Annotated in this window: 19 protein-coding genes; 15 read left to right on the top strand and 4 right to left on the bottom strand. The window is 72.8% G+C overall.

Annotated elements, in window-relative coordinates:
* The first annotated feature begins 2 nt into the window (after positions 1-2).
* Positions 3-929, top strand: a complete 927-nt coding sequence (locus EGX94_RS06740; protein ID WP_043120198.1) for a BsuBI/PstI family type II restriction endonuclease — start codon at positions 3-5, stop codon at positions 927-929.
* 936 nt (positions 930-1,865) lie between these two features.
* Complete coding sequence (locus EGX94_RS06735) at positions 1,866-2,759, top strand: PadR family transcriptional regulator (protein ID WP_192962628.1); 894 nt, start codon at positions 1,866-1,868, stop codon at positions 2,757-2,759.
* A 203-nt stretch (positions 2,760-2,962) separates the two neighbouring features.
* Here EGX94_RS06735 and EGX94_RS06730 read toward each other — a convergent pair whose 3' ends face one another.
* Positions 2,963-4,936 (bottom strand): solute carrier family 23 protein, encoded by a 1,974-nt coding sequence (locus tag EGX94_RS06730; protein WP_021798154.1) that lies wholly within the window; start codon positions 4,934-4,936, stop codon positions 2,963-2,965.
* A 247-nt stretch (positions 4,937-5,183) separates the two neighbouring features.
* On the opposite strand from EGX94_RS06730, the gene EGX94_RS06725 reads away from it, so the two are divergent.
* From EGX94_RS06725 to EGX94_RS06690, 9 genes are read left to right on the top strand one after another with little or no spacing between them, the layout of a single operon-like run.
* Positions 5,184-5,831: an SAF domain-containing protein gene (locus tag EGX94_RS06725; RefSeq protein WP_021798156.1), complete on the top strand. Its 648-nt coding sequence runs from the start codon at positions 5,184-5,186 to the stop codon at positions 5,829-5,831.
* A complete protein-coding gene (locus EGX94_RS13395; RefSeq protein WP_051245445.1) occupies positions 5,831-6,730 on the top strand; it encodes a hypothetical protein in 900 nt (299 codons plus the stop codon). The genes EGX94_RS06725 and EGX94_RS13395 overlap by 1 nt, the downstream gene beginning before the upstream one ends.
* Complete coding sequence (locus tag EGX94_RS06720; protein ID WP_081660615.1) at positions 6,727-8,358, top strand: CpaF family protein; 1,632 nt, start codon at positions 6,727-6,729, stop codon at positions 8,356-8,358. Before EGX94_RS13395 ends, EGX94_RS06720 begins: the two co-directional genes overlap by 4 nt.
* Positions 8,355-9,218, top strand: coding sequence for a type II secretion system F family protein (locus EGX94_RS06715; protein ID WP_123826087.1), 864 nt, complete (start codon positions 8,355-8,357; stop codon positions 9,216-9,218). The genes EGX94_RS06720 and EGX94_RS06715 overlap by 4 nt, the downstream gene beginning before the upstream one ends.
* Positions 9,208-10,116, top strand: a complete 909-nt coding sequence (locus EGX94_RS06710) for a hypothetical protein (RefSeq protein ID WP_021796131.1) — start codon at positions 9,208-9,210, stop codon at positions 10,114-10,116. Before EGX94_RS06715 ends, EGX94_RS06710 begins: the two co-directional genes overlap by 11 nt.
* 46 nt (positions 10,117-10,162) lie before the next feature.
* Positions 10,163-10,384, top strand: coding sequence for a hypothetical protein (locus EGX94_RS06705; RefSeq protein WP_021796128.1), 222 nt, complete (start codon positions 10,163-10,165; stop codon positions 10,382-10,384).
* A complete protein-coding gene (locus EGX94_RS06700; RefSeq protein ID WP_021796130.1) occupies positions 10,381-10,821 on the top strand; it encodes a TadE family protein in 441 nt (146 codons plus the stop codon). The genes EGX94_RS06705 and EGX94_RS06700 overlap by 4 nt, the downstream gene beginning before the upstream one ends.
* 40 nt (positions 10,822-10,861) lie before the next feature.
* A complete protein-coding gene (locus EGX94_RS06695) occupies positions 10,862-11,308 on the top strand; it encodes a TadE/TadG family type IV pilus assembly protein (RefSeq protein ID WP_123826085.1) in 447 nt (148 codons plus the stop codon).
* On the top strand, positions 11,305-14,163 hold the full coding sequence (locus tag EGX94_RS06690) for a LysM peptidoglycan-binding domain-containing protein (RefSeq protein ID WP_123826083.1): 2,859 nt from the start codon (positions 11,305-11,307) through the stop codon (positions 14,161-14,163). Before EGX94_RS06695 ends, EGX94_RS06690 begins: the two co-directional genes overlap by 4 nt.
* Before the next feature lie 293 nt (positions 14,164-14,456).
* Here the strand turns inward: EGX94_RS06690 and EGX94_RS06685 are convergent, their stop codons facing one another.
* Positions 14,457-16,685, bottom strand: coding sequence for a 6-phosphofructokinase (locus tag EGX94_RS06685; RefSeq protein ID WP_021797430.1), 2,229 nt, complete (start codon positions 16,683-16,685; stop codon positions 14,457-14,459).
* 501 nt (positions 16,686-17,186) lie between these two features.
* On the opposite strand from EGX94_RS06685, the gene EGX94_RS06680 reads away from it, so the two are divergent.
* The 4 genes from EGX94_RS06680 to EGX94_RS06665 all read left to right on the top strand — a co-directional run bounded on the left by EGX94_RS06680 (position 17,187) and on the right by EGX94_RS06665 (position 23,750).
* Positions 17,187-17,960: a hypothetical protein gene (locus EGX94_RS06680; RefSeq protein WP_021797426.1), complete on the top strand. Its 774-nt coding sequence runs from the start codon at positions 17,187-17,189 to the stop codon at positions 17,958-17,960.
* 9 nt (positions 17,961-17,969) lie between these two features.
* Positions 17,970-19,790, top strand: a complete 1,821-nt coding sequence (locus EGX94_RS06675) for a DUF6531 domain-containing protein (protein WP_021797433.1) — start codon at positions 17,970-17,972, stop codon at positions 19,788-19,790.
* A gap of 697 nt (positions 19,791-20,487) precedes the next feature.
* Complete coding sequence (locus EGX94_RS06670) at positions 20,488-23,400, top strand: RHS repeat-associated core domain-containing protein (protein WP_226906085.1); 2,913 nt, start codon at positions 20,488-20,490, stop codon at positions 23,398-23,400.
* A gap of 62 nt (positions 23,401-23,462) precedes the next feature.
* Complete coding sequence (locus EGX94_RS06665; protein ID WP_123826079.1) at positions 23,463-23,750, top strand: DUF7668 domain-containing protein; 288 nt, start codon at positions 23,463-23,465, stop codon at positions 23,748-23,750.
* 7 nt (positions 23,751-23,757) lie between these two features.
* Here the strand turns inward: EGX94_RS06665 and EGX94_RS14335 are convergent, their stop codons facing one another.
* Together EGX94_RS14335 and EGX94_RS13790 are read right to left on the bottom strand one after the other, a co-directional pair.
* Positions 23,758-24,087, bottom strand: coding sequence for a transposase family protein (locus EGX94_RS14335; RefSeq protein ID WP_196807754.1), 330 nt, complete (start codon positions 24,085-24,087; stop codon positions 23,758-23,760).
* Between the two features lie 24 nt (positions 24,088-24,111).
* Positions 24,112-24,501, bottom strand: coding sequence for a helix-turn-helix domain-containing protein (locus EGX94_RS13790; protein WP_196807753.1), 390 nt, complete (start codon positions 24,499-24,501; stop codon positions 24,112-24,114).
* Between the last annotated feature and the right edge of the window lie 187 nt (positions 24,502-24,688).

The raw sequence follows: 24,688 nt of genomic DNA, 5'->3' as shown, positions 1-24,688 counted from the left end.
CCATGGAGGAGGCCAGACGGATCCTCACCGCACTCGAGTTCGACACGAAACGAACCAACGAAATGGCAGGCCGCACCCTCATGGCACTCGCCGGCGTCGACGAGAACACGCCTTGGTCAAAGGCCACTGGAGAACGCCTCGGAGTCCGAGCCATCATGGACTGGATGCGTGAGAGGCTGGAGCATCCGATCGCGGAGAATTCCCGTGAGACCGTCCGTCGTTTCGTCCTGCATCAGTTCGTGGATGCCGGGTTCTGCCTCCACAACGACGATGATCCTTCCCGGCCGACCAATTCCTCACTCAACAACTACCGCATCAATCCCGAGGCACTCCTAGTGATCCGAGAGTTCGGTACACCAGATTTCGAGCAAGCGGTCGGTGAGTACCTCGCGGACGCGCCCGGATTGGCCACTAGGTATGCAGCGGTGCGCGAGATGACCCGCATACCAGTCACCCTGCCCGGCGGCAGGACCATCGATCTTAAAGGCGGTGGTCAGAACGTCCTGCTCAGGGACATGATAAAGGATTTCTGTGCCTACTTCATTCCCGGCGGAGAAGTCCTCTACGTCGGAGACGCAGATGCAAAACTCATGCTTTTCGAGCAACAGCGACTTGCCTCTCTGGAAATCCAGCTCGACTTGCACGGAAAGTTCCCGGACCTGATCGTGCACGAACCCGATAAGAACTGGCTCTTTCTCATGGAGGCCGCGTCCACACACGGACCAATCGACCACATCCGTCACAGCGAGCTCTCGACCATTTTCGCATCCTGCACCGCGAAGCTCATCTACGTCTCCTGCTTCCCTACTCTCGCAATCATGAGAAAATTCCTCGTCGACCTTGCCTGGGAGACCGAGGCTTGGGTCGCAAACAACCCGACCCACATGATCCATCTCGATGGTGACAGATTCCTCGGGCCACATCGATAGGCATCGTGAATTCGTTCTCAGTACTGAAGACAGTGAGTTCTCCTCAATCCCGAGCACATCCCGCGTCTTTGAGGTTTATGCAAAACCTTGACACAATCCAAGTGAAACACCTAGCCAGCAGGCCCATGGAATTAAGTTCTGCATAAGCCTCCCTGTCGACTTGGCTCGACGCCGAATCCATACTGAGGGGCGGGCCGGTTGGGTTCCCGTCATCACGCACCCGGAGGAACGGGCGGCTGAACCTTCTGCTGCGCGGTGCTGGACGCCCGGAACCACCGGATCGTGGATTGGACCGAAGCCGGTGGTGCGGTGAAGCCGGACCGAAATGGGCTCTAGGGGAGGCTCCGGATGATCTCCTTGTACGGTCGACGGCGTTGTCCTCGGCGCCGATGTCCCGGCCGTGCGAAACATGTCAAGACGTCGGGACAACGCCCGCGTCTGGCTGGCCGAGCTCGACGAACCGGCCGAGCGGGACTGACGTCGATCCGTGGCTCGGCAAGCGTTCCCAGACCCCGAGACGCGCCCTCGCACCCGCTGACGCCCTCCGGAGGCGCGGCGGGCGTCCCTGGATGCGGCTGGCAGCGCGCACCCGCGCACAATCCGCGCGCCGGCGCTGTGACTGCGGTTCCGGGCCGCAACCCCGCGCTCGACCCCGCCCGTCGGCCGTGCACTCTTGATTGTGTCGATGTATCGAAGTAGCATTCGATACATCGACATGATGGCCGGGCGTCCATGTTCCTGGGCCGCCGCACGGGCCCGATCCGGACGGCTCGTCGACCCCGTACGGGGCGGCAGACGCACGAAGGGCCCCGGGAAGCCCGGCGACCATCCGCAGGCGGGGCAGAGCGAACCCACCCGGCGCGCGAAGAGCCCAGAGGAGCCCGACGACCATCACGAGCATCACCCGACAAGGGCACGAGAGGCAAGGACAGAATCATGAGAAGGCGTTTCGAGCACTACATGGCCATGAACCCGGACGACATCGGGCACGGCCCGGCAGGACGCAGCCGACACCGCCACGAGGACTGCGAGGGTCGCGCCGGGGCCGAGAGCCGGCGCCGCGGGCGTCCCCCGTACGGCCCCGGCGCCGGCAGGGACGACGAGCACCGCACGCCCCACGACGAGGCCAGAGGGCGCCGTCGGCGCGGCGGGTGCGGGCCGTGGGGCAGCGCCGATGGGCCCTGCGGCCCCTGGGACGGGCGCGACGACTGGGACGAGCAGGCCCCCCGGGACCCCTGGGGAGGCAGGCCCCCGATGGGCGCCCGACCCGACAGCGGGCCCCGTGACGGCTGGGGGCGGCCCACTCCGCCGCACCCCGGACGGGGCCGCGGGCGCCGCGGCGATGTGCGCCAGGCCGTGCTGCGCGTCATCGCCGAGCAGCCGTCCACCGGCTACCAGGTCATGACCGCCATCGCCGACAGATCGCGGAATCTGTGGAAGCCGGGGCCGGGCTCGATCTACCCGGCACTGCAGGCGATGGCCGACGAGGGCCTGGTCAGCTGTCAGGAGGGCGAGGGCGGCAAAAAGATCTACACGATCACCGAGGCCGGCACGAGCCGCTTGGCCGAGCACCCCGGAACGGCCCCCTGGGAGCGCATGACGCGCGACATGGCCGGCACGCTCGATCTGCGCCCGGCGATGGGGGCTCTGCGCAGCGCCGTCGCGCAGGCCGCCCGCTCGGGCACGCAGGCCCAGCGGCGGAGGGTCGCCGAGCTCCTCGATGCGACGCGCAGGCAGGTCTACCTGGTCCTCGCCGCCGACGAGGCCGAGAAGACCGGGGAGGACGCGGCGGGGCCGGACGGGGCGCCGACGGCACCGGCCGAGAACTGATCGACCCGGTCGGGAGTCGTGCCACGCCAGGCGACCGCCGGGCCCGCCCGTGGAGCGCCGCCGCGTCCTTCGCCGGATCCGGGGCGCCCCCAGTGCGGGCTCGACGGCCCGACCCGTCCCCGCATGCGGCTGACAGCGCCACCCGTGCACGATCCGCGCGCACGCGCTGTGACTGCGTTCAAGGGTCGCAGGACGCCCGGAACTCAGTTCTCGAGCTGCTCGAACTTGCGGGACCAGGCGGTGCGCACCGGGTTCGCGTCAGCGACGAGCCGGTCGAAGCGGTTCTCGGCTATCTCGACGACCTGGCCCAGCGCGACGCGGCGCTCCAGCTCGGGCGAGTGCTCGACGCGGCGCCAGGCGTCGGCGATGAGCTGCTCGCGGGAGGCGAGGTTGGCCACGCAGACGACGAGCGGCATGCCGAAGCGCTCGCGGTAGGCGGCCGAGGCCGCCGCGAGCTCGCCGCGCTGGACGTCATCCATGCGGTCGAGGTCGATGGACCCGACGTCGACCTGCGCCTGCTGGTCGTCCGCCGTCCGGCCGTCGGCGTCCGCGGCGACGAGATCGACGATGTCGACGTAGCCGTTCACGAGGGACTTCTGCTCATCGGGGGCGGCTGTGAGGACGGCGTCCTCGAAGGCCTCGCGCAGGGCGGTGACCGAGGCGAAGGGCCGGGCCTGCGCGGCTCGCTCGACGGGCCAGACGGCGCCGCTGAACAGCAGGGCGAAGGCGGCGGCGAAGGCGTCCGGGCTCATCGCGTTGATCCCCTCGAGGTCGACCTGCCGGCCGTCGCTCACGGCGACGTCGGGCGTGCGGTGCGGGCCGACATGGAAGAACAGGATGTTGAGGATGATCGCGACGACGGCTCCGAGGGTGACACCGGAGCCGAAGAGGATCTGCAGCCAGCCGGGCACCATCGTGGCGAGCCGGGGCTGGAGGGTGACGAGCAGGGCCAGCCCGATCGAGGTCGACACGATGACGGAGTTGCGGTTGTCGTGCAGGTCGACCGTGCGCAGGGTCTGGATGCCGACGACGGCGACGGAGGCGAACATGGCCAGCGAGGCGCCGCCGATGACCGGCGAGGGGATCGAGTCGACGACGGCCCCGGCCTTGGGCAGGAGGCCCAGCACGATCATGACGGCGCCCGCGGTCGTGACGACCCAGCGGGACTTCACACGCGACAGGCGCACGAGGCCGACGTTCTGCGCGAAGCAGGTGTAGGGGAACGAGTTGAGCACGCCGCCGAGCAGGGTGGACAGGCCGTCGGCGCGCAGGGCGTTGGCGATGTGCCGGGAGGTGATGCGCCGGCCGACGACCTCGCCGGTGGCGAAGACGTCGCCGGTGGTCTCGACGGCCGTGATCGCCATGACGATGACCATCGAGACGATGCCCGCCACGGTGAAGCGCGGCAGGCCGAAGTGGAAGGGCGTCGTGACGCCGACGACCCCCGCCCGGCCGACGGCGGAGAAGTCGGCGTCGCCGAGGGCCAGGGCGACGAGCGTGCCGGCGACGAGGCCGATGAGCACGGAGATGGTGGCGACGAAGCCCTTGGACAGCCACTGGACGACGACGATGACGGCGAGCGTGAGCAGGGCGTAGCACAGCCCGCGGACGGTCAGGGCGGCGGCGTCCTGGCCCTCGGCGGCCCCGGTCCCCCACGAGACGATGTCGGAGGCGGCGACGTTCATGAGGGTGGTGCCCATGATGGTCAGGAGGGTGCCGGTGACCACGGGCGGGAAGAAGCGCAGGAGCTTCGCGAACAGGGGCGCCGCGAGGAAGGTGAGAAGCCCGGCGACGATGATCGAGCCGTACATGGCGCCGAGGCCGGCGACCCCGCCGCCGTTGGCCAGGCCGATGGCGATGAGAGGGCTCACCGCGGTGAACGTGACGCCCTGGAGCAGCGGAAGGCGCACGCCGATCCGGGGGCCGAGACCGGCCGACTGGATGATCGAGGCGATGCCGCAGGTGAGCAGGTCGGCGTTGATGAGGTGGATCGTCGTCTCCGAGTCGAGGCCGAGCCCGCTGGCGATGACGAGGGGCACGACGACCGCGCCGGCGTAGAAGGCCAGCACGTGCTGGACGCCCAGGACGGCGAGCCGACCGACCGGGGGCACCTGGTCGACGGGGTCCTTCGTCCTCGCTGCGGTGCCGGCTCCCGGCGCGGTGATGGCTTCTGACATGGGCTGGTGCTCCTGACGGACGACGATCCCTCCCATTGTCCCGGAGCCGGCCCCCGGGCGGCCCCGGGGACCGCCCGGTGAGCACCACCCGGGTCCGCCGGCCCGGCGGGCGGGACGCGGCCACCCGCGCGGGGCGACGGAGCGGGAAAGTTGTCCACATTTCCCGCGGGCTCTTGTGCTGCGGGGCGCGCAGCGGGTTGGGTACGGGTACGGAACCAATGACGGTCCCCGCGAAAGGCCCACCCCCATGGCTGCTCCAACGCATCAGATCCCCGCGTTCCTCCAGCGGACGGGGTCGCCCTCGCTGCGCGCCCGCAGGAGTCCGCGACTCATCCTCATCGGCCTGCTCTGCACCTGCCTCGGCGGGTTGGGCTGCGCCGTCGCCTGGCAGCGGACGACGCACGCCCACCAGGTGATCGTCGTCGCCCGCGCGCTGGCCCGGGGCGAGCAGGTCGGCGCCGGCGACCTCACCACGACGAGCATCGGCGCGGCGTCCGGCGTGTCCACCGTGGCGGCCGACCGCCTCGACGCCCTCGTCGGACGCACCGCGCTCGTCGACCTGCCGTCCGGGGCCCTCGTCACGGCCGACTCCATCGGCGACTCGGCGATCGCCCCGGGCACCTCGGTCATCGGCCTCCACCTGCCCGCGGGCCGCGTCCCGAGCACCCTCGTGCCGGGTGCGGACGTCGTGCTCGCCACGGCCCCCGCGCCCGACGACGACCCCGACGCCGAGTTGGCCAAGGAGCAGAGCCCTGGCATGGTCGTCAGCACGCCGGTCCAGGCCAGCGACGGCTCCTGGTCGCTCGACGTGCAGGTCCGGACCGATGTCGCGCTCCACCTGGCCGGGCTGGCCTCGGTGGGCCGTCTCGTCGTCGTCCAGACGGGAGGCGCGTGATGGCCCTCGTCATGCTGTGCTCGGCGACGGGGTCCCCGGGCGTCACGACCTCGGCGCTGGCCCTGGCGCTCGGCTGGCCGCGCGGCGTGCTGCTCGTCGACTGCGACCGCGACCCGGCCCAGGCGGTGCAGGCCGGCTGGCTGCGCGCGGCGCCCGTCGCTTCGCGGGGACTCGTCGACCTGGCGCAGGCGCACCGCGAGTTGCAGCCGATCGCCCCGCTGCTGTGGGGCCGCACCGTTCCCCTTCTCGACCCCGGGCCCGAGGGCGCGGACGCGGCGGAGCAGGCGCCTGTCCGGCGCTTCCTGCCCGGCTTCACCCACCCGGGCTCGGCCGTCGTCTTCGAGCCGGTCTGGGTCGAGCTGGCCGAGGCCCTCGCGGCGCTGTCGGGCAGCGGGGTCGACGTGATCGTCGACGCCGGGCGGATCGGCCGCGGCGGCCTGCCCCGCCCGCTGCTCGCCGCCGCGGACGCCGTGCTCGTCGTCGTGCGCAGCACCCTGCGCTCGCTGGCCGCCGTGCGCCTGCACCTGGACGACCTGCGCTCCTCGCTCGAGGAGGCCGCGTCGGGCGCGCAGCCGGGATTCCTCGTCGTCGGCCCCGGCATGCCGTACGGCGACGCCGAGATCACGGGGCAGCTGGGGCTGCCGGTCGTCGCCGACCTGGGCTGGCGGCCCGAGCAGGCGGCGGTGCTGAGCGACGGGGTCACGGCGCCGCGGCGCTTCGAGCAGCGCGGCCTGCTGCGCGGCGCCCGGGCCGCCGCGTCCGCGCTCGCCTCGTCGCTGGGCCCGGGCGGGGCTCCCCGGCCCGACGGCGCGGCGGGCGGGGAACGGGCGGACGGCGCCCCCGCGGCCGTGGTGCGCGGGGACGGCCGCGTCCCGGCGCCGATCGGGGGTGCCCGATGAACCCGTACGAGTCGAGGAGCCCCGGGCCTGCCGACCCTGCCGGGATCGGGTTGGGCCTGGCGTTCTCGGGCCTGCGCACCGCGCCCCCGCCGCCCGGCTGGGCGGCCCGGGCGCTGCGCGAACGCAAGCAGGCCGGCACGGGTACGACCGGGGGCTCCGCGGAGGACGGCCCCGCGGGCGCGCCGTCGACCGCGCCGGAGTGCCCCCGCCGGCCCGAGGCCGCGCCCTCGGCGCGTCTCGCGCCCGGGCCGGGCGCCGACGGCGCGGGTAGGGCCCGGCGCGGCACGGGCCCGGCGCAGGCCCTCGACGAGGACGCGGAGCCCGACTGGCAGGTCGTCATCGCCCTGCGCGCCACGGCATCCGAGCTCATCACCGAGCGCCGGGAGCAGTGGGAGCTGGAGCACCGGCGCACGATGGCCCCCGAGGACCGCCGCCTCATGGGCCGCTCGATCATCGTCCGCACCGTGCACGAGCACGCCGACGAGCTGGCCCGCTCGGGCCGGGCGCTGTGGCCGCTGGCGCTCGAGCGGCGGTACGCGAAGGCGGTCGAGGACGCGATCTTCGGCTACGGGCGCATGCAGCCGGTCTTCGACATCCCCGACGCCGAGAACATCGAGATCCACGGCTTCGACACCGTCGTCGCCCAGTTCGGCGACGGGCGGCGCCGCGAGCTCGCACCGGTCGCCGACTCGGACGAGGAGCTCGTCGCGGCGGTGCGCTTCCTCGGCGAGAACGCGAACCCGCCCAGGCCCTTCGACGACGCCCATCCGACGATCACCGTGGCCGTCGGCGACCGCTTCCGCCTGCACGCCATCGGCTTCGGGCTGGCCGACAGGCCCTCGGTGATCATCCGCCAGCACCTGCTCACCGACGTGAGCCTGGGCCGGCTGGCCGCCGGCGGGCTGATGCCCCGCGAGGTCGCCGACCTGCTGCGCCGCGCGGTGCTGGCGCGCCTGTCGATCGTCATCTCGGGCGACCAGGGCGCCGGCAAGACGACACTGCTGCGGGCCCTCGTCGATGCGATCCCCGACACGGAGCGCTTCGGCACCCTCGAGACCGACTACGAGCTCCTCACCCATCTGCAGCCGCGGCGCCGCAACATGGTGGCCCTCCAGGCCACGGTCGGTCTCGGCGAGGTGATCGACGGGCGGCGCATCGGCGAGTACACGGTGGCCGATCTCATCCCCGAGGCGCTGCGGCAGAACCTCGCCCGGCTCGTCGTCGGCGAGGTGCGCGGCAACGAGGCGGGCGCGATGCTCCAGGCCATGCAGTCGGGGGCCGGCGCGCTCACCACGACGCACTCGCACTCGGCGGCCTCGACGATGGACCGGCTGGCCGCCCGGGTGGCGGCCGGCGGGGTGCTGCGCCTGGACGAGGCCTACCGGCAGATCGCCTACAACATCCATCTGCTCGTGCACGTCACCCTGCTCGACGACAGCTGGCGCGGCGGGCCCCGGCGCCGTTTCATCGGCGAGATCCGCTCGCTGACGGGCGCGGTCGAGGGCGAACGCCCCGTGACGCACCTGGTCTACCGGGCCGGGCGCGACGGCGAACCGGAGGTCTTCGACCCCGGCGAGGAGCTGCTCGCCGAGCTGGCGCCCTTCGCGGGCGAGGGGGCGCGGCCATGACCGCGCTCGTCGCCGCCAGCGCGACGCTGCTCCTCATCGGCGCGGTCTCGCTCGTCCTGGGGCTCGGGCCCGGACCGGGCGCGGGCGTCCTCGCGGATCTGCAGGCCCGGGCCTCCTCGCGGTGGACGACGGCCCCGCGGGCGCGGCGGGTCAGGCTCGCCGCGGCGGCCGCCGGCGGTCTCGCGGGCTTCGCCCTCACCCGCCAGCCGCTCGTCCTGGCCGGCGTGCCGGCGCTCGTCCTCGTGCTCCCGGCCCTGCTGGCCGGCCCCGCCAACCGGGACCTCCTCGTCCTCGAGGCGCTCGACCGGTGGGTGCGGCTGCTCATCGGCTCGGCCTCCACGGGGAAGTCGACGGTCGACGCGATCCGCGCCACCAGGGCGCAGCTGCCCGTCGTCCTGCGGGGGCCGGTGAACGCGGTGATCGCCCGGCTCGACGCGCGCTGGACCCTGGACGCCTCGCTGCGCGCCATGGCCGACGAGCTCGCGAGCCCCGACGCCGACGCCGTCATCGCTGCGCTCATCGTCGCGACCCGCCGCGGCGGCACCGGCTCGGCCGGCGCCCTGCGCGCCCTCGGCGAGCACACGCGCAGGCGGCTGGCCGCGCTGCGCGAGACCGAGACGGAGCGGGCCAAGCCGCGGATCGTCGTGCGCCAGGTCACGGTCATCACGCTCGCGGTGCTCGCCGGCGTGGCGCTGGTGAGCCCCGGCTACATGGCCCCGTACGCCTCCGGGGTCGGGCAGCTCGTGGGGGCGCTGCTCCTCGCGGCCTACCTGGGCTCCCTCGTCATGCTGCGTGCGGTGGCCCGCCCCCGGCGCCGCGAGCGCGTCCTCCAGACGGCGGGTGGTCGTCATGATCGTTGAGCCCCTCGTCATCGCCTCGTCCGCCGGGCTCCTCCTCGGGCTCGGTCTCTTCCTCGTGCTCCTCGGGGCCGTCCGGCGGGCCGTGCGGATGGGCGACGCCCTCGCCGTCCTCGACGGGCGAGACCCGCAGCAGGCGCCCGCCCAGGCCGATCTCGTGCACGACGCCGACAGCGCCCTGGAGCGGCTGGGCGCCGGGGCGTACACGCGCCTGCGCATCCCGCTCGGCGGGCGGACCACCCGGCTGCTGGGGCTGCACGACCGGTCGATCGGCGACTTCGTGGCCGAGAAGATCGTCCTGGCCCTCGCCGGACTGGGCGCCCCGGTGCTCGTCATGGCGCTCAGCGCCCTCATGGGCGCCCCGCTGCCGGCCCCGACGGGCGGGCTGTCGGTCGTGGCGGCCGCAGCCGGCTGGTGCTGGCCCGACGTGGCGCTGCGGCGCGGCGCCGAGCGGGCCCGCTTCGCGGCGGACGAGGCGCTGCTCACCCTGTTCGACCTCGTGCTGCTGGAGCGCATGTCGAACCGCTCGGGCGCGCAGGCCCTCGAGGCGGCCGCCGCGGTCTCGGACGCGCCGGTGTTCCGCCGGGTGCGCGGCGTCCTGGCGCAGGCGGGCCTGGAGCAGCGCACCCCGTGGTCGGGGCTGCGGTCGCTGGCCGACGAGCTGAGGCTCCCGGCACTGACCGACCTGGCCGACATCATGCAGCTCGACGACCAGGGCGCCTCGCTCACCGAACCGCTCGCCGCCCGGGTCGAGGAGCTGCGCGACGCCCATCTGACCGCCGAGCGCGCCGCCGCCCAGGAGGTCAGCGAGCGGATGACCATCTGGATGGCGCTGCCGGTCATGGTCTTCGGACTGGCCTTCATCGCCCCTCCCCTGCTCAGACTCGCCGGCCTGGCCTGAGGCCGGGCACCGGATCCGTCCCACCCCACCCCTGAAGGAGACCGTCATGAACGACCGATTCCCCGCCCCCGTGCTCCCCGCCCCCGTGGCGCGTCTCGGCGCGCTGCTCGTCGGCGTCCTCGTCGGGCCGGCCCCGCGCGCCCGCCGCGACGAGCGGGGCCTGTCGCAGTCCACCGAGAACGCCGTCCTGCTGGCCGGCGCGGTGGCCGTCGCGGGCGTCGTCGTGGCCGCCGTGCGCGCCTACGTCACGGCGCACATGCCGTCATGACCGCCAAGGCCCGCCGGACGGGCCCGCGTCGAGGGCTCCCGGGACGCCGGGCCCGCGAGCGGAGCGGACAGAGCGGGAGCCACGGGCGCCGCGACGAGCGGGGCCTCAGCCAGTCGATCCAGTGGGCCGTGCTGGCCCCGGCGATCATGCTCACCCTGCTCGGCGCCGTCGACGCGGGCGTGTGGCTGCACGCCCGCAGCATCGTCCAGCAGGCGGCGATGACCGCCGCCGAGACGCAGGCCCTCGCCGATGAGGGCCCCGGCAGGGCCGAGGAGGTCGTCCGGTCGATGACCGGCGAGCTGGCCGACGTGACGACCTCCGTCGACGTCGGGCCGACGCAGGTCACCGTGACGGTCCGGGCCCGGGTTCCGCTCGCCCTCGACCTCGGGCTGGCCCGGGTAGGCGCGAGCTCGACGCGGGCCAGGGAGCGCGGCTGAGGGCCGGGCGCGCCCGGCAGGAGCAGTGACAGGAGGAGCGATGAGCGATCCACGAGCACGAATCCGCCACGGCGAGGAGCGCGGCTCGGCGAGCCTGGAGCTCGTCATCGTCGTTCCCGCCGTCGTCGCGGTGATCGCCCTGCTCACCGCGGGGTGGCGGCTGTGGTCGGTGCGCTCGCAGGTGCGCGAGGCCGCCGCCGCGGGGGCCCGCGCCGCGACCCTCGCGCGCAGCGGCGCGGAGGCCGAGCAGGCCGCGTCGGCGGCGATCGACGCCGATCTCGGGACCGTGGGGAGCAGCTGCACGGCCCCGACGGTCGACATCGACGTCTCGGCCTTCTCGGCCCCGCCCGGACAGGGCGGCGACGTCGTCGCCGCCGTCACCTGCGAGGTGCCCTTCACGGATCTGCTGATCCCCATGCCCGGCGCGCTCACCGTGAAGGGGCGCGCCGGGTCCCGACTCGACAGCTTCAGGGAGCGGCAACCATGAGAAGACTCCTCGCGCGGCTCGCGGCGAGCGCCGTCCTCGTCGCCCTCGTCCCGGGCGGCGCCTGGGCGCTCGTCCACTGGGGACGACTCGACCTGCTCGGCCGGATCCCGTGGGCCCGGCTGTTCACGCGGCCCGACGACGGCTCGCTCGTGCTCGTCGTCCTCACACTGCTCGGCTGGCTGGCCTGGCTGCTGCTGGTCGCCTCGCTCGTCTGCGAGACGATCGGGCTCCTCACCCGCGGCGCGGTGCGCCTCGACCTGCCCGGCGCCGGGCTGTTCGCGCCCTTGGCGGCGGTGCTCGTCGCCTCCATCGCCGGGCTCGCCGCGACGCAGTCGCAGCCGGCTCCCGGGGTCCGGGCCGCCGACCAGGCGCCGCCGCCCCCGGCCGCCCAGGCCGCGACGCCCGCCCCCGCCGAGCAGACCGAGGCCGGGCCCGTGACGGGGCCCGGGCCGGACGCCGTGCAGCACACGGTGGCCGACGGGGACGACCTGTGGGGCCTGGCCGAGCGCTACTACGGCGTCGGCGAGGACTGGCGGCGCATCGTCGACGCGAACCGCAGCATCGTCCTCTCCCCGCTCGACCCGCTCCGGCCCGGCACCGTGCTCGAGATACCCGGGCCGGTCCGCGTCGGGGCCCCGGCCGCTGCGGGCGGCGGCCCCGACGGGGGCGCCCCGGCGCGCCCGCTCTCCCACCGCGTCGACGACCGGAACGCCGACGAGGGCACGATCGCCGTCGCGGTGGACGAGGGCGACAGCATGTGGTCCATCGCACGCTCCGAGCTCGGCGACGGGGCCCGCTGGCAGCAGATCGCCGCGCTCAACACGCAGGTGGCCGATCCCGCGCTCATCCGGCCGGGCGAGGTGCTCGCGGTGCCGGCCGGGCCCGGCGCCGCGACGGACCCGGCGGGGCGGGACGGGCACGAGGACCCGGACGGTCAGACCCGGCACGACGGGCAGCGGGCGGGCCCGGACCGCGCGGCCCCCCGGGCCGGCGAGCCGGTCGGGAGCACCCCCGCCGGAGACGCCCCCGCCGAGAGCCCCCCCGCCGAGAGCCCCCCTGCCGAGGACGCGCCGGCCGAGGCGGGCGGGGCCCGGCCCCTGGCGGACGAGGAGGAGCTGTCCGAGCACCTGCGCCTGCTCGTCGGGCCGATCGGGGCGACGACGGCCGGGGTTCTCGTCGCGGCGCTGGCGGCCCGGCGCCGCTGGCAGCTCAACGCCCGGCCCGTCGGTCGTCGCAGCCCGTCGACCGGTGAGCGCGGAGCCCATGTGGGGGCGGCCCTGGCCGCCGTCGCGGCGGGCCCGGGACGCGCCGGCGACCGGGACGACCCGGCCGTCCGGCGCGGCGGCGGCGGAGGCACCGTCCGTCGGCCCGGGCCGGTCGCCCCCGTCGGCGGCGGAGGGGGAGACACCGGCGGCAACACCGGCGGCGCGCTGCCGGTGCGGCTCGGCTCGTCCCCCGACGGGCCCGTCGACGTGGACCTGCTGGCGAGCGGCCTGCTCACCGTCGCGGCACGGCACCCCGAACTCGCGGACGGCCTGCGGGCCTCGGTCGCCATCCAGCTGTCCGACGAGTCGGGCCCGCCCGCCCAGGTGCGCGTCGGTCCCGACTGCGCCTGGCTGGCCCGCCTGGACAGCCCGCGGATCGCCGTGGCGCCGGACGGGGCACACCTGGCGCGGGAGCTGGAGCGCCTCGTCGACAGGCGCTCGGCACTGCTGGGGCGCGGCGGCGCCGCCGAGTTGCGGGCCGACCCGCAGGTGGCCGAGGCCTGGGAGCCGATCGTCGTCCTGCTCGACGAGCCCTGCGGGGTCGGCGCCGACGAGCTCGTCAGGGTCGGCGTCTGCGTCATCGCCCCGCCGGAGCCCGGCGAACCGGCCGGGCTCGAGCTCGCCGAGTGGCGGGCCCGGCTCGCCGGCCGCGAGTTCAGCCCCGAGCTGGTCATGGCGCCCGCGCGCCGCGGCGTCGAGGAGCTCCTCGACGCCGCCGACAGCACCGAGTACACGAAGGCCTGGTGGTGGACGACCGACCCCGACCTCCCCGATGACATCGTGCCCCTGCGCCGGGGCACCGCATCCGCGCCCAGTCAGGAGACCGCCGTGCCGCCCGCACCCATCACCGACACCGTCCCACCGGCCCCGTTCCTGCGGCTGCTCGGCCCCGTCGAGCTGCTGGGCGCGCGGGGGCCGCGCCCGGCGCGGGCCGTGCGCCAGTGCCAGGAGTACTGCGCCTGGATCCTCGAGAACCCGGCCGGCACCGCCGCCAGGATGACCCGCGAGCTCCTCGTGGCCGACACGACCCGTCGCTCGAACATGTCCCGTCTGCGCGCCTGGCTCGGCTCGGACGAGGACGGCGAGCCCTACCTGCCCGATGCCTACAGCGGACGCATCGCCCTGCACCCGCAGGTGAGCTCGGACTGGGAGCGGCTGCGCCTGCTCATCACGCCGGGCGTCAACCGGGTCGGCGACGACGTGCTCGAGCGGGCCCTGACGATGGTGCGGGGCGCGCCGCTCGCCGACGCCGCGCCCGGCGAGTGGGCCTGGGCCGAGCGGATGCGCTCGGACATGATCTCGACGATCCGCGACATCGGCGTCGAGCTGGGCGAGCGTCTGCTGGCTCGCGGCGAGTTCGACGGCGCCCGTCGGGCGGTGGGCACCGCCCTGGCCGCCGCGCCCGACGACGAGCACCTTCTGAGGACGCTGCTGCGCGCCGAGCACCTGGCCGGGAACCGGCCCGAGGCCGAACGGCTCGTCCTCCAGGTCACGAGGGCGGCCAGGGCCACGGGGACCGACCTCCAGGAGGAGACGATCATCTTGCTGCAGGAGGTGATGGAGGGCCGCCAGCGTGCGCGTCTCGCCTAGTCGCATGCCATTCGAGGGCGGGAGCGCCCGGGCCAGCGGACGGCCCCCCGGGTGCGCCCGGAGCAGTGACGCGGATGTCGGACCGCGCCCGCCCATGCGGGCAGACCCTCGAGCACCGCGCGGTCGCACCGCTCCCGCACGGGCCGCACCCCGCCCACGCGAGGCCCCGATGCGGGCCCCGCAACCTGCCCGGAGCGCGGTGGATCATCGACCGGACCGTGATCGACCGGGCCGTGCCGGCACGAACGACTCCACCGCCGAGGAGCCGCCGGTCGGTCCGCGCCGGGCCGCGCTCACGAGGACGGCTCCCTGCCCACCGCCGCAACGACCGGACGGAGCTCCATCCACCACTGCGTGCGGGGGCGGCGCTTCACGCTGTTGACGTACTCGGTCATGTGCGCCAGCGGGTGGTCCTCGATCCGGCCGCCGCGCAGGCCGAGGTAGCGGGCCGTCGGCTCGTCGGCGCCGAGCTCGCGGGCCAGCACGTCGAGGGCCGCCGCGGCCATCCGCGTGGCGAGCAGCCGGTCGGCGGGGCTCGGCTCGCCGCCCTGCTGCACGTGCCCGATGATGTTCGTCCGCACGTCGTACAGGCCGTGGCTCTCGCCCTCGAACAGGCGCCCCAGGAAGTCGGTCGTGTACGACTCGGAGGCCCTCTCGGAGCGCACCGCGAGGAACAGGCGGCGCCCCCGGCCGAAGGAGTCGCGCAGCCAGCGCACGTCCTGGTTGAGCTGGTCGAGGCCGATGCCGTCCTCGTCGAGGTAGATGCGCTCGGCCCCGCCGGCCAGGCCGCCCATGAGCGCGAGGTAGCCGCAGTGGCGGCCCATCGTCTCGACGACGAAGCAGCGCGTCGTGGCCGCCGCCGACTGCTTGATGCGGTCGATGTCGTCGACGATCTCGTTGAGGGCGGAGTCGGCGCCGATGGTCTCGTCGCTGCCGGGCAGGTTGTTGTCGATGGTCGCCGGCACGCAGACGATCGGGATGCGGAAGGCCGGGTAGCGGTCGGCCTCGCCCTGCATGAGGTGGGCCGCCTGATAGGCGTTCCAGCCGCCGATCACCATGAGGGCGTCCACCCGGTGGTCCTCCAGCGCCCGGCTGATCGCGTAGAACTGCTCGACGCCCGGCACGTCGCGGCGCAGACCGAGCTCCGCGCCGCCGACGCCGGTCCAGCCCTCGACGTCCTCCCAGCCGAGCTCGTCGACCGCGCCGCGCAGCAGCCCGGTGAAGCCGTTGCGCACGCCCAGCATGGTGTGGCCCCGGGCGATGCCCAGACGCACCGCGGCTCGGGCCGCCGTGTTCATGCCCGGGGCCAGGCCACCGGCGTGCAGGATCGCCACGCGCGGGGAGTCCTCCTTCGTCGTGACCCGGTTCGGGTGGGTGAGCTCGGTGAAGATCCGCGCCATGTCGGTGAAGTCCTCGTTGCGCAGGCCCATCGCGGCGTCGTAGTCGCCGGCCGCGATGAGCTCGGGCACCCGTCGGGTCCTCGCGACCGCCTCGGCCAGAGGCAGACGCACGATCTCCGAGCCTCGGATGCCCAGGACGACGCCCTCGGTGGCGGGGCCCGCGGTGAGCGCCTCGAGGGCCGCCGAGTAGCCGAGCCAGGTGCTGGCCCAGCGGTCGTAGGCGCTCGGCTTTCCGCCGCGCTGCACGTGGCCGAGGTTCGTCAGGCGGGCGTCCTCGCCGTTGATGCGGCTGATCGTCGCGCGCACGTACTCGCTCGTGATCGGTTCGCCCGTGCGGTCCTGCGCCCCCTCGGCGACGACGACGATCGACTCGCGCCGGCCCGCGGCCCGGCCGCGGCGCAGCTCGGCGCACATCTGCTCCTCCCAGCCGTCGGCCGGCGGCAGCTCGGGGATGAGGACGTAGTCGGCACCGCCGGCGATGGCGCTCATGAGCGCCAGGTAGCCGCAGTGGCGACCCATGACCTCGATGACGAAGCAGCGCTGGTGACTGGCGGCGGTGGCGGTGATGGCGTCGATCGCGTCGACGATGCGGTGCAGGGCGGAGTCGGCCCCGATCGTCGTGTCGGTGCCGACGAGATCGTTGTCGATCGAGCCGACCAGGCCGGCGATCATGAGGGCCGGGTGCGCGGCGGCCATCTCGGGACTGATGAGCCCCGCGTCGGCCAGCTCGTCCATGAGCCCGGGCCATTCGGCGCGGAAGGCGTCCAGGCCGGTCAGCGAACCGTCGCCGCCGATCACGACAAGACGGTCGATCCCGCGCTCCACCAGGTTCTTCGCGGCCTTGAGACGGCCCTGCCGGGTGCGGAACTCCTTCGAGCGGAAGGTGCCGATGGACGTGCCGCCCCGGCCCAGGATGTTCCCGGCGTCCCCCCATGCGAAGCGCCGGATCGCGTCGCCCCCGTCGACGAGACCCTGGTAGCCCTCGTAGACGGCGAAGACCTCGGCGCCCCGACTCATCGCAGTGCGCGCGACACCGCGAACGGCAGCGTTCATGCCCTGCGCGTCACCGCCGGAGGTGAGCACGGCGAGGCGGGCTGGGCTGGCGGCAGCGGTGTCGGTCATGGCTCAATTCTCACCCGCGGCCGGGACGACGATCCGGGCGCAGGGGCGGTTTCCGTCGATTTCACCCCGCGCAGCGCCCCGTCGGGGCCCTTGAAGCCGGGCATCCACTGAAGGACGACCGGCCAGAACCGTGTCGGGTGCTCCGCGGAGCGTGGCCCAGGCCCCGCGGTGGCCTGGCGCGCATCCTTCACGGCGTGCACCACGCGCGCGTGGCCTCGTGCTCCCGCTGGGATCTCATCGCAGCCAGGCTTCGTCCCGGCGTGCCGTGTCCCGTGCGCCCGTGGGGGGACCCTGGGCGTTGAGGGACTACGGGATTTCCGTCGGCCCGTGTCCCGTGCGCCTGTGGGGGACCCGGGCCCCGCCCCCCTGAGGGAGTCCCCTGATTCTTTCCCCTGTTCGGGCCCGCCCGGGCCGGGAGCCGGTGACGGGTGCCGGTGTCCGGGTCTAGCGTGCTGGCTTGGCGGCCGTGCACCCCCTATGCGGCCGCTGTGAGGTGTCCCCATGGCTGAGTATTCGGACAGGCTTGGAGCCTATGACGAGGACGTGCCGTTCGATGATGCGGCGGCGGACGCGTTGAGGTCGGCGGCGACGGTCTTGTCGGGGACGTTGTCGGGGCAGGCGGCCTCGCGGTCGGGGTGGGCGTCGGCGGCGTCGACGGATTTCGAGGGCCATTACGGGGACGTGTTCGACGCGAACGCGAGGGCGGCCTGTGATGACTGCACGAACATCGCGTCGGCCCTGGACGCGCTGGCGGTCGACGTGCAGACCATGAAGGACGCCGCCCAGTCCGAACGCGACCGCCGGCGGCAGGCCAAGGAATGGGCCGACCGGCAGGACCGGGAGAACATCCTCAAAAGAGGCTGGGACTGGGTGTCCAACGGCGACAAGCCCCCCGCGGGCCCGCCCGCGAGACCAGTGGTGGACGCGCAGGCCCCCACCGTGGCGACTTGGTCCGAGCCGGCCCCGGGCCCGGCGGGGGGCGTGTCTTCGGCCCGGCCCGATGATCTGCGGGCGTACTCGTCGAACGTGACCGGCGCGAACGACACCGTCACGACCCAGAAGGGCACCCTCGACGGGGCCATCACCGACTTCCAGACGAAATGCTCCTGGTGCAGCATCGACACCTCCGGGATCACGGCCGCGCTGGCCACGTTCGGGTTGAACAACACGAACGAGACCCGCTGGGTCGACACGGTCGCGGACGCGTTCGAGGCCGCCGGCGCCTCCGGGGTCGTCTCGGCGGTCTCGGACGCGGCCCTCGACGCGTCCCTCTAGGCCGCGGGCGTGAACCAGACCCGCCAGCCGGTCGACGTGACCGCCCCCACCATCCAGGGCGACCCGCAGACGTCCGGGTATGCGGACGACCCGGTCAACACGACGACCGGGAACTTCATCGAACCCGAAACCGACCTGTCGTTCGACGGCGGGGCCGCGTCGTTGGGGTTCGAACGCGTGTACAATTCCCTGTCGACCGGTATCGGGGCGTTCGGGCCCGGCTGGGCCTCCACCGCCGACCAACGACTACTCATCAACGACGACGGCGCGGTGTGGGTGCAGCCCTCCGGCCGGCATGTCGTGTTCCCGAGACTCGGTGGCGGCTGGGACCGGGCCGACGGCGACAGTTTCTGGCTCCACACCACCGACGCCACCGGCCCCGGTACTGCCGAGGACGCCGCCGGTACCGCTGCTGCCGCAGACGCTGGTGTCGGGGGCTCCCCTGCCGCCGGTGACGGCTCCTCCGGTGCTGCCGGCACTGCCATGGCGGGCGCGCATGCCGCCGCCTCTGCCGCCGGGGACGACTCCCCCGCCGACGCAGCCGCTGCTTCTGCTGCCGCGGGCGCTGGTGGTGCCGCGGGCGCTGCTGCTGGTGGGTTTGTGGTGTCTGACAGTGCGGGTGGCCGGTGGTGTTTTGATCGGGCCGGCAGGCCCGTGTCGGTGTCTCGTGGGGCGGGGACCCGGGTGGGTTACGAGTGGGACGGGGGCCGGCTGGTCGGCCTCACCCACGAGCGGGGCCGGGCCATCACCGTGGAGTGGGACCCGGAGGGGACTCGGGTCACCGCCCTGGCCGCCAGCGACGGACGGCGGGTGGACTACGGCTACGACCCGGCCGGCAGACTCACAGAGGCCCGGACCGCAGCCGGGGCCCGTACCTACGGGTGGAACGAGGCCGGTCTCATCGCCACTGTCACGGATCCGGATGGTGTGGTCGAGGTGGTCAACACCTACAACGGGCGGGGGCAGGTGACGTCGCAGCGGTCCCGGTTCGGGCGGGTCTCGCACTACACGTATCTGCCCGGTGGCGTGACGCAGGTCGCTGATGGGGATGGGGGCCGGGCGAACACGTGGGTCCATGACCAGCGTGGGCGTCTGGTCGGGATGGTCGACACGGACGGGAACCGCCAGTCGGTCGGCTGGGACCGGTGGGGCAACCGGGTTCTGGTGACGGGCCGTGACGGGGCGGCCACGGTGTGTCGGTATGACGGGCGGGGCCGGCTGGTCACGCGCCTGGAGCCGTCGGGGGCCCGGTCCGACTACGAATGGGACGGTCTGGACCGGGTCGTGCGGGTCGCGGTCACCGACACCACCGGCGCCGGCCGTGGTGGTGGGGTTGGTGCGGGTGCGTCCGACGCCGGCAGCGCCGGCGCCGGCCGTGGGAACACCAGCGGTGCCGCCGGCGGCGGGTCTGGGCCGGCGGTCACGACGTACGGGTATGAGGGGGCCGGCCGGAATCCGTCGACGGTGACGGACCCGGAGGGCGGGGTGACCCGCCTGACCTGGGACCGGAACCTGCTGGTCGAGGTGACCGATCCGGCCGGTGTGGCGGTGCGGTTGGGTTATGACGGGTACGGGGATCTCGTGTCGTCGACTGACGCGGCCGGTGGCACCGCCCGGCTCGAACGTGATGGGGCGGGCCGTGTGGTCGCGGCGGTGACCCCGCTGGGACACAGGACCGAGTACCGGTATGACGGGGCGGGCCGGCTGGTGTCGCGGCGGGACCCGGACGGGGCGCTGTGGCGGTTCGAGTACACGGCCGCCGGGCGTCTGGCCGTGGTGGTGGACCCGGGCGGGGGCCGGACTGTCACCGAGTACGGGCGGCGGGGCTGAGGAGGCCACGACGGATCCGTTGGGGCGGCGTCTGGAGCAGGAGTGGGATGATCTGGGGAATCTGGCTGGGACGGTTCTGCCGGATGGGTCCTGGTGGGGGTTCGTTCATGACGGGCTGGGCCGGTTGTGTCAGGTGAGGGACGCGGCCGGTGGTCGGGCCGAGTTGTCGTACGACGTGTGCGGGAACCTGACTGGCACTGTGGATCCGTCTGGGGTGGTGCAGGCCTTCGGGTATGACGGGGCGGGTCTGCCTGTCCGGGCGGCTGATCCGGTATCGGTTCGTTCCGCGCGTCGGGACGGGCTGGGCCGGGTGGTCGAGGAGGCCGGCGAGGATGGTTCGGTCACTCGGGTGCGGTACGACCGGTGCGGGCGTGCGGTGGAGGTCATTGACGCGGCCGGCGGGGTCACTCGGATCGACAGGGACGCGGCGGGCCGTCAGGTGCGGGTCAGGCAGCCGGGCGGGAAATGTTTCGGGTATGAGTATGACGCGTGTGGGCGTTGGTCGGCGACGGTCAGTGTGGGTGGGCGCCGGTACGAGGTCGGTCATGACGCGGACGGTCGGATCGTCTCGGAGAGGTGGCCGACCGGTGAGCGTGTCACGTCACGGTTCGACGCGTGCGGGCGGGTCATCGAGCGGGTCGAGCCGGGCCGGGGCCGGACCCGGTTCGGTTATGACCGGTGCGGGCGGATCAGCTGGGTGCGGGACACGTGGAACGGGCGGCGGCGGTTCTGCTATGACAGGGCCGGGCAGCTGGTGGCGGTGACGAACGCGCTGGGCGGGACCACTCGTTTCGAGTATGACGGGTCCGGCCGGCGGGTCGGGCTGGTCGACCCGATGGGCGGGCGGACCGTGTGTGTCTGTGACCCGATGGGCCGGCCGCTCAGCATGACCGGGCCGGACGGGCGGACCACCCGGTACGGGTGGGACGCGGCGGGCCGGCCCGCGGCCCGCGTCGACGGGGCCGGGCGGCGACTCGAGTTCACCTATGACGCGTCGGGCCGGTTGAGCAGCGTTCTCGCGGACGGGGCCCCGCTGGTGTCCCGGATGCTGGATTTCGGGGCCCGTACCCTCACCCTGACGGGTCGGAGCGGGCGCACGGACACCCTGACGTGGGACGGGCTGGGCCGGCTCGTTGAACGGGCCCGCGACGGGCAGACCGTGCGGTGGGGCTACAACGCCGACGGGCTGCGCACCTCGATGACGCACCCGGACGGCACGGTCACCCGCTACGAGTACGACACCGACAACCGGGTCAGCGCGGTCGAGCACCCGGGGCTCGGGCGGGCCACCATCGCCCGTGACGAGATCGGCCGCGTGACCGCTCTGGACGCTGACGGGCTCCACGCACGCTGGGTCTGGCAGGGCGGCGGTGTGGTGGCCCACGAGGTGGACCGGCGCGGGTTCATCCAGTCCACCGGCTTCGAGCGTGACCGGGACGGGCGCGTGAGGGCTCGGACCGTGGACGGGATCCGTACCGAGTACACGTACGACGCGGCCGGTCAGCTCGTCGCGTCCCGTGACAGTGAGGGGTTCACCGGCGCGTGGCGGTGGGACGCGAACGGGCGTCTGACCCGTCACGAGTTCGACGGCCGGGCCACCGAGTACGCCTACGACCCGGCGGGCAGGCTGCGCGCCAGCCGTGACCGGCGCGGCGAGACCGTCTACGACTATGACGGCGGAGGACGTCGGGTCCGTGAGGCCGGACCCGACGGGGAGCGCCTGTTCGGCTGGGACGGCCGCGGCAGGCTGGAGTCTGTCACCGAGATCATCCATGACGGGGACCGGGTCCGGGCCCGGACCCGCCGTCTTGACGTGGGCCCGCTCGGCGAGCTCGCCGCGGTCGATGACCTGCCCGTGTGGTGGGACACCGCCGCCGGCGGCGGCGCCATGACCGGCCTCGGGGACGTCCCGGTCATCGACGTGGCGGGCGTCGGCCTCGGTGTCGGCGGCCCCGAGCCCGGCTGGCTGACCGGCGCCCGGAGCACTCGGGACGGGCGGCCCGTCGACCCCTGGCAGGGGCCCGACACGGCTTGGGCGCCCACGGGCGGGTCGCAGGCGGACGACGCTGGCGGCTGGTTGCCCGGCGGGGTCGGCCTGACCGCCACGGGCGGGCTCACCGTCGCCGGGATGGAGTGGATGGGGGCGCGGGTCTACGACCCGGCCACGGCCGGTTTCCTGTCCCCCGACCCGCTCCCGCCGGTGCTCGGGGCCGGCTGGGCCGCGAACCCGTACTCCTACGCAGGAAACGACCCGGTCAACCTGTCCGACCCGGCCGGGCTGCGCCCCCTCACCGACGCCGACATGAACGCCTGGCGCGACGCCCACAAGACCGGTCTGGAGAAGGCCGGGGACTGGGTCAGCAACAACTGGGAGTACATCGCCGCCGGCGCCGCGGTCGCGGCCGGGGTCGCGCTCATGTGCACCGGCGTCGGCGCCGGGGCCGGGCTCGGGCTCATGGCCGCGTCCGGGGCCCTCATGTCGGGCGGGGTCAGCATCGCCGCCCAGAAGGCCTCTAACGGGGCCGTCGACTGGGGTCGGGTCGGCATCGACACCGCTGTCGGGGCCGTGTCGGGCCTGGCCGGCGGCGGCGCCTACGCCGGGGTCAGGGCGGCCACCGAGTCCATGACCTCGTGCCTGGGCCGCAACATCCTGGCCGGCGCCGCGTCCGGGGCCGCGGGCGGCGGCCTGTCCGGGGGCCTGACCTATCTGACCGGCCCCGGGCCCCACACTGCGGGTGGTCTTGCGCAGGCCACCGGCGGCGGGGCCCTGGGCGGCGGGGGTCTGGGCGCCGCGGGCGGGGCTCTCTCGAAGGTCTCCGGGGTCACCGAGATCGGTTGTTTCCGCGCCGGCACCCAGGTCCTCATGGCCGACGGCACCGCCAAGAACATCGAGGACGTCACCGAGGGCGACCGGGTCGCCTCCGTCGACCCCGACACCGGGCAGGACACCACCAGCCGCGTCGAACGCACCTTCACCCACGACAAGGTCGCGACCCTGCGCGTGTCCACCACCGCCGGTGAACTCGTCACCACCAGCAACCACCCCCTCTACGTCGAGGACAGGGGCTTCACCCCCGCCGGCCGGCTCCACCAGGGCGACCGGCTCCGCGGACCCGACGGCACCACCACCGAAGTCACCACCCTCCAATCCACCGGCACGACCGAGACCGTCCACAACCTCGGCGTCGCAGGCACCCACAACCACGACGTCCGCACCGGAACCCACTGGACCCTCGCACACAACAACGAATGCACTCCAACCTACAATGATCTAAGATCAGCTGGAGCTAAAGATGCCCATCACATAATTCAGGATGCAGCCGTGCGAGACCTTCCTGGATACAGCCGTGGAGATGCTCCTGCAGTACAGCTCGAAGGACCATCCACAGAAATTGGGAGTCCTCATTACAAAGCGACTCAAGTGCAACGCCAGCCCGGTGGTGGCACTTACGGAGATGAACGGAGGATCGCCGAGGAAGCTTTGAGATCGGCAGGTATGTCCGATGATGACATCGCATCAAATATTTCGCGCGCCGATTCTTATTTCATGAACAATCTAGGAGTGACAATGGATACACCGACAAGAATCCCCGGAAACAGGCCCCAATGATACGAAATGAAAATCTTCCATCAAGCCTCGTCTCGTCAATTCAGAGAATAATTGATCTCATCGTGGAGCACAACTGGGCAGAACTGAGCAAGGACGCCCCCAATAGTCGCGTGCAATGGGCTGACATGGAGCGGGAATTGAACTCTTATGGTGAGGACTATGCAACACTTCCCGATGATTTCATCGAAAAAACCCATTTCGGGCGTCTCACGTCTGGGGGGTACTGGATTGACTGCCCCTTGTGGGTAGTAGGCCACAAAACGTCTGATCTTGAGGTGCAGATGGAAGCCTTCCAAAAGGATTCAGATGCCAAATGGGATATTCAAATCGACGACATTAGAGTTCCTTGAAGCTTATTCATAGGGTGTAGGTGAATATTATTCCGAGTGTTGCTGTGATGGTGTCCGGGAAGGTGTTGATGGGTCGTCGGTGACGGGTCTTGAGGGCATGCCAGTTTTTGAGGTGAGCGATGGTCTGTTCGATTCGTCGTCTGATTTTTCCGGTGGCTCTGTTGCAGATCTTGTTCGCTTCGGTCTGGGGTGGGCCTGCTGGTTTCTTGGTGGGGGTGATCAGGTCCAGGCCGGTGTAGCCCTTGTCCGCGATGTGTCGGGGATGAGGGGATCGGTCCGGGTCGTCGTCTTCGATGTCGAGGAAGCCGGACTCGGTGAGGGCCCGGGCGTCGTGGATACGGCCGGGGAGAGGGTCACTGGCCTAGGCCGGGGCGCCGGTCAGGGTGCAGGCGACTTGGAGGTCGACTCCGGTGGTGTGGTGCTTGCCCGAGTAGAGCTCTGGCTTGTCACGCCAGGCCCAGCAGGGTGCCGGGGTGCCGTCGATGATCAACTGGGTGTCGGGGTCGAGGTCGTCTGTGGTGGGGATGTTGTCGGCCAGGGTGTCGGCGACAAGGGGTGTCCAGGCGGTCAGGACCCGCGAGACGGTGGGTTGGGAGATGTCGAACAGTTCGGCGAGGAGTTGTTGTTCGAGGTTGTGGCGCAGGCTGGCCGGGACGAGCCGGATGCTCTGGTAGAGGCCGAGCCGGCGGGATCCGGCCGCCGGCAGGTCGCCATTGACCGCCGTGTGGATTCTCCGGCACAGGTCGTGCATCTGGGTTCGGGTCAGTCGTGTGATAGCATCAGGCTCGCGGCCTGCCCTCTGGTTGTTTCTTTTCACACACTGACCATCTCAGGGCAGGCCGCCTTCTCATCTTCTGCGACACGCCCCACGCGAGATCATCGATGACAACCCGAACCAGTCCTATGAATAAGCCTCAATATTATCAAGAAACTGGTGA

The sequence above is a fragment of the Propionibacterium acidifaciens genome (assembly GCF_003798325.1).
Taxonomy (GTDB): domain Bacteria; phylum Actinomycetota; class Actinomycetes; order Propionibacteriales; family Propionibacteriaceae; genus Propionibacterium; species Propionibacterium acidifaciens.
The sequence above is the reverse complement of the archived record's forward strand: the minus strand, read 5'-3'. Positions and strand labels throughout refer to the sequence as shown.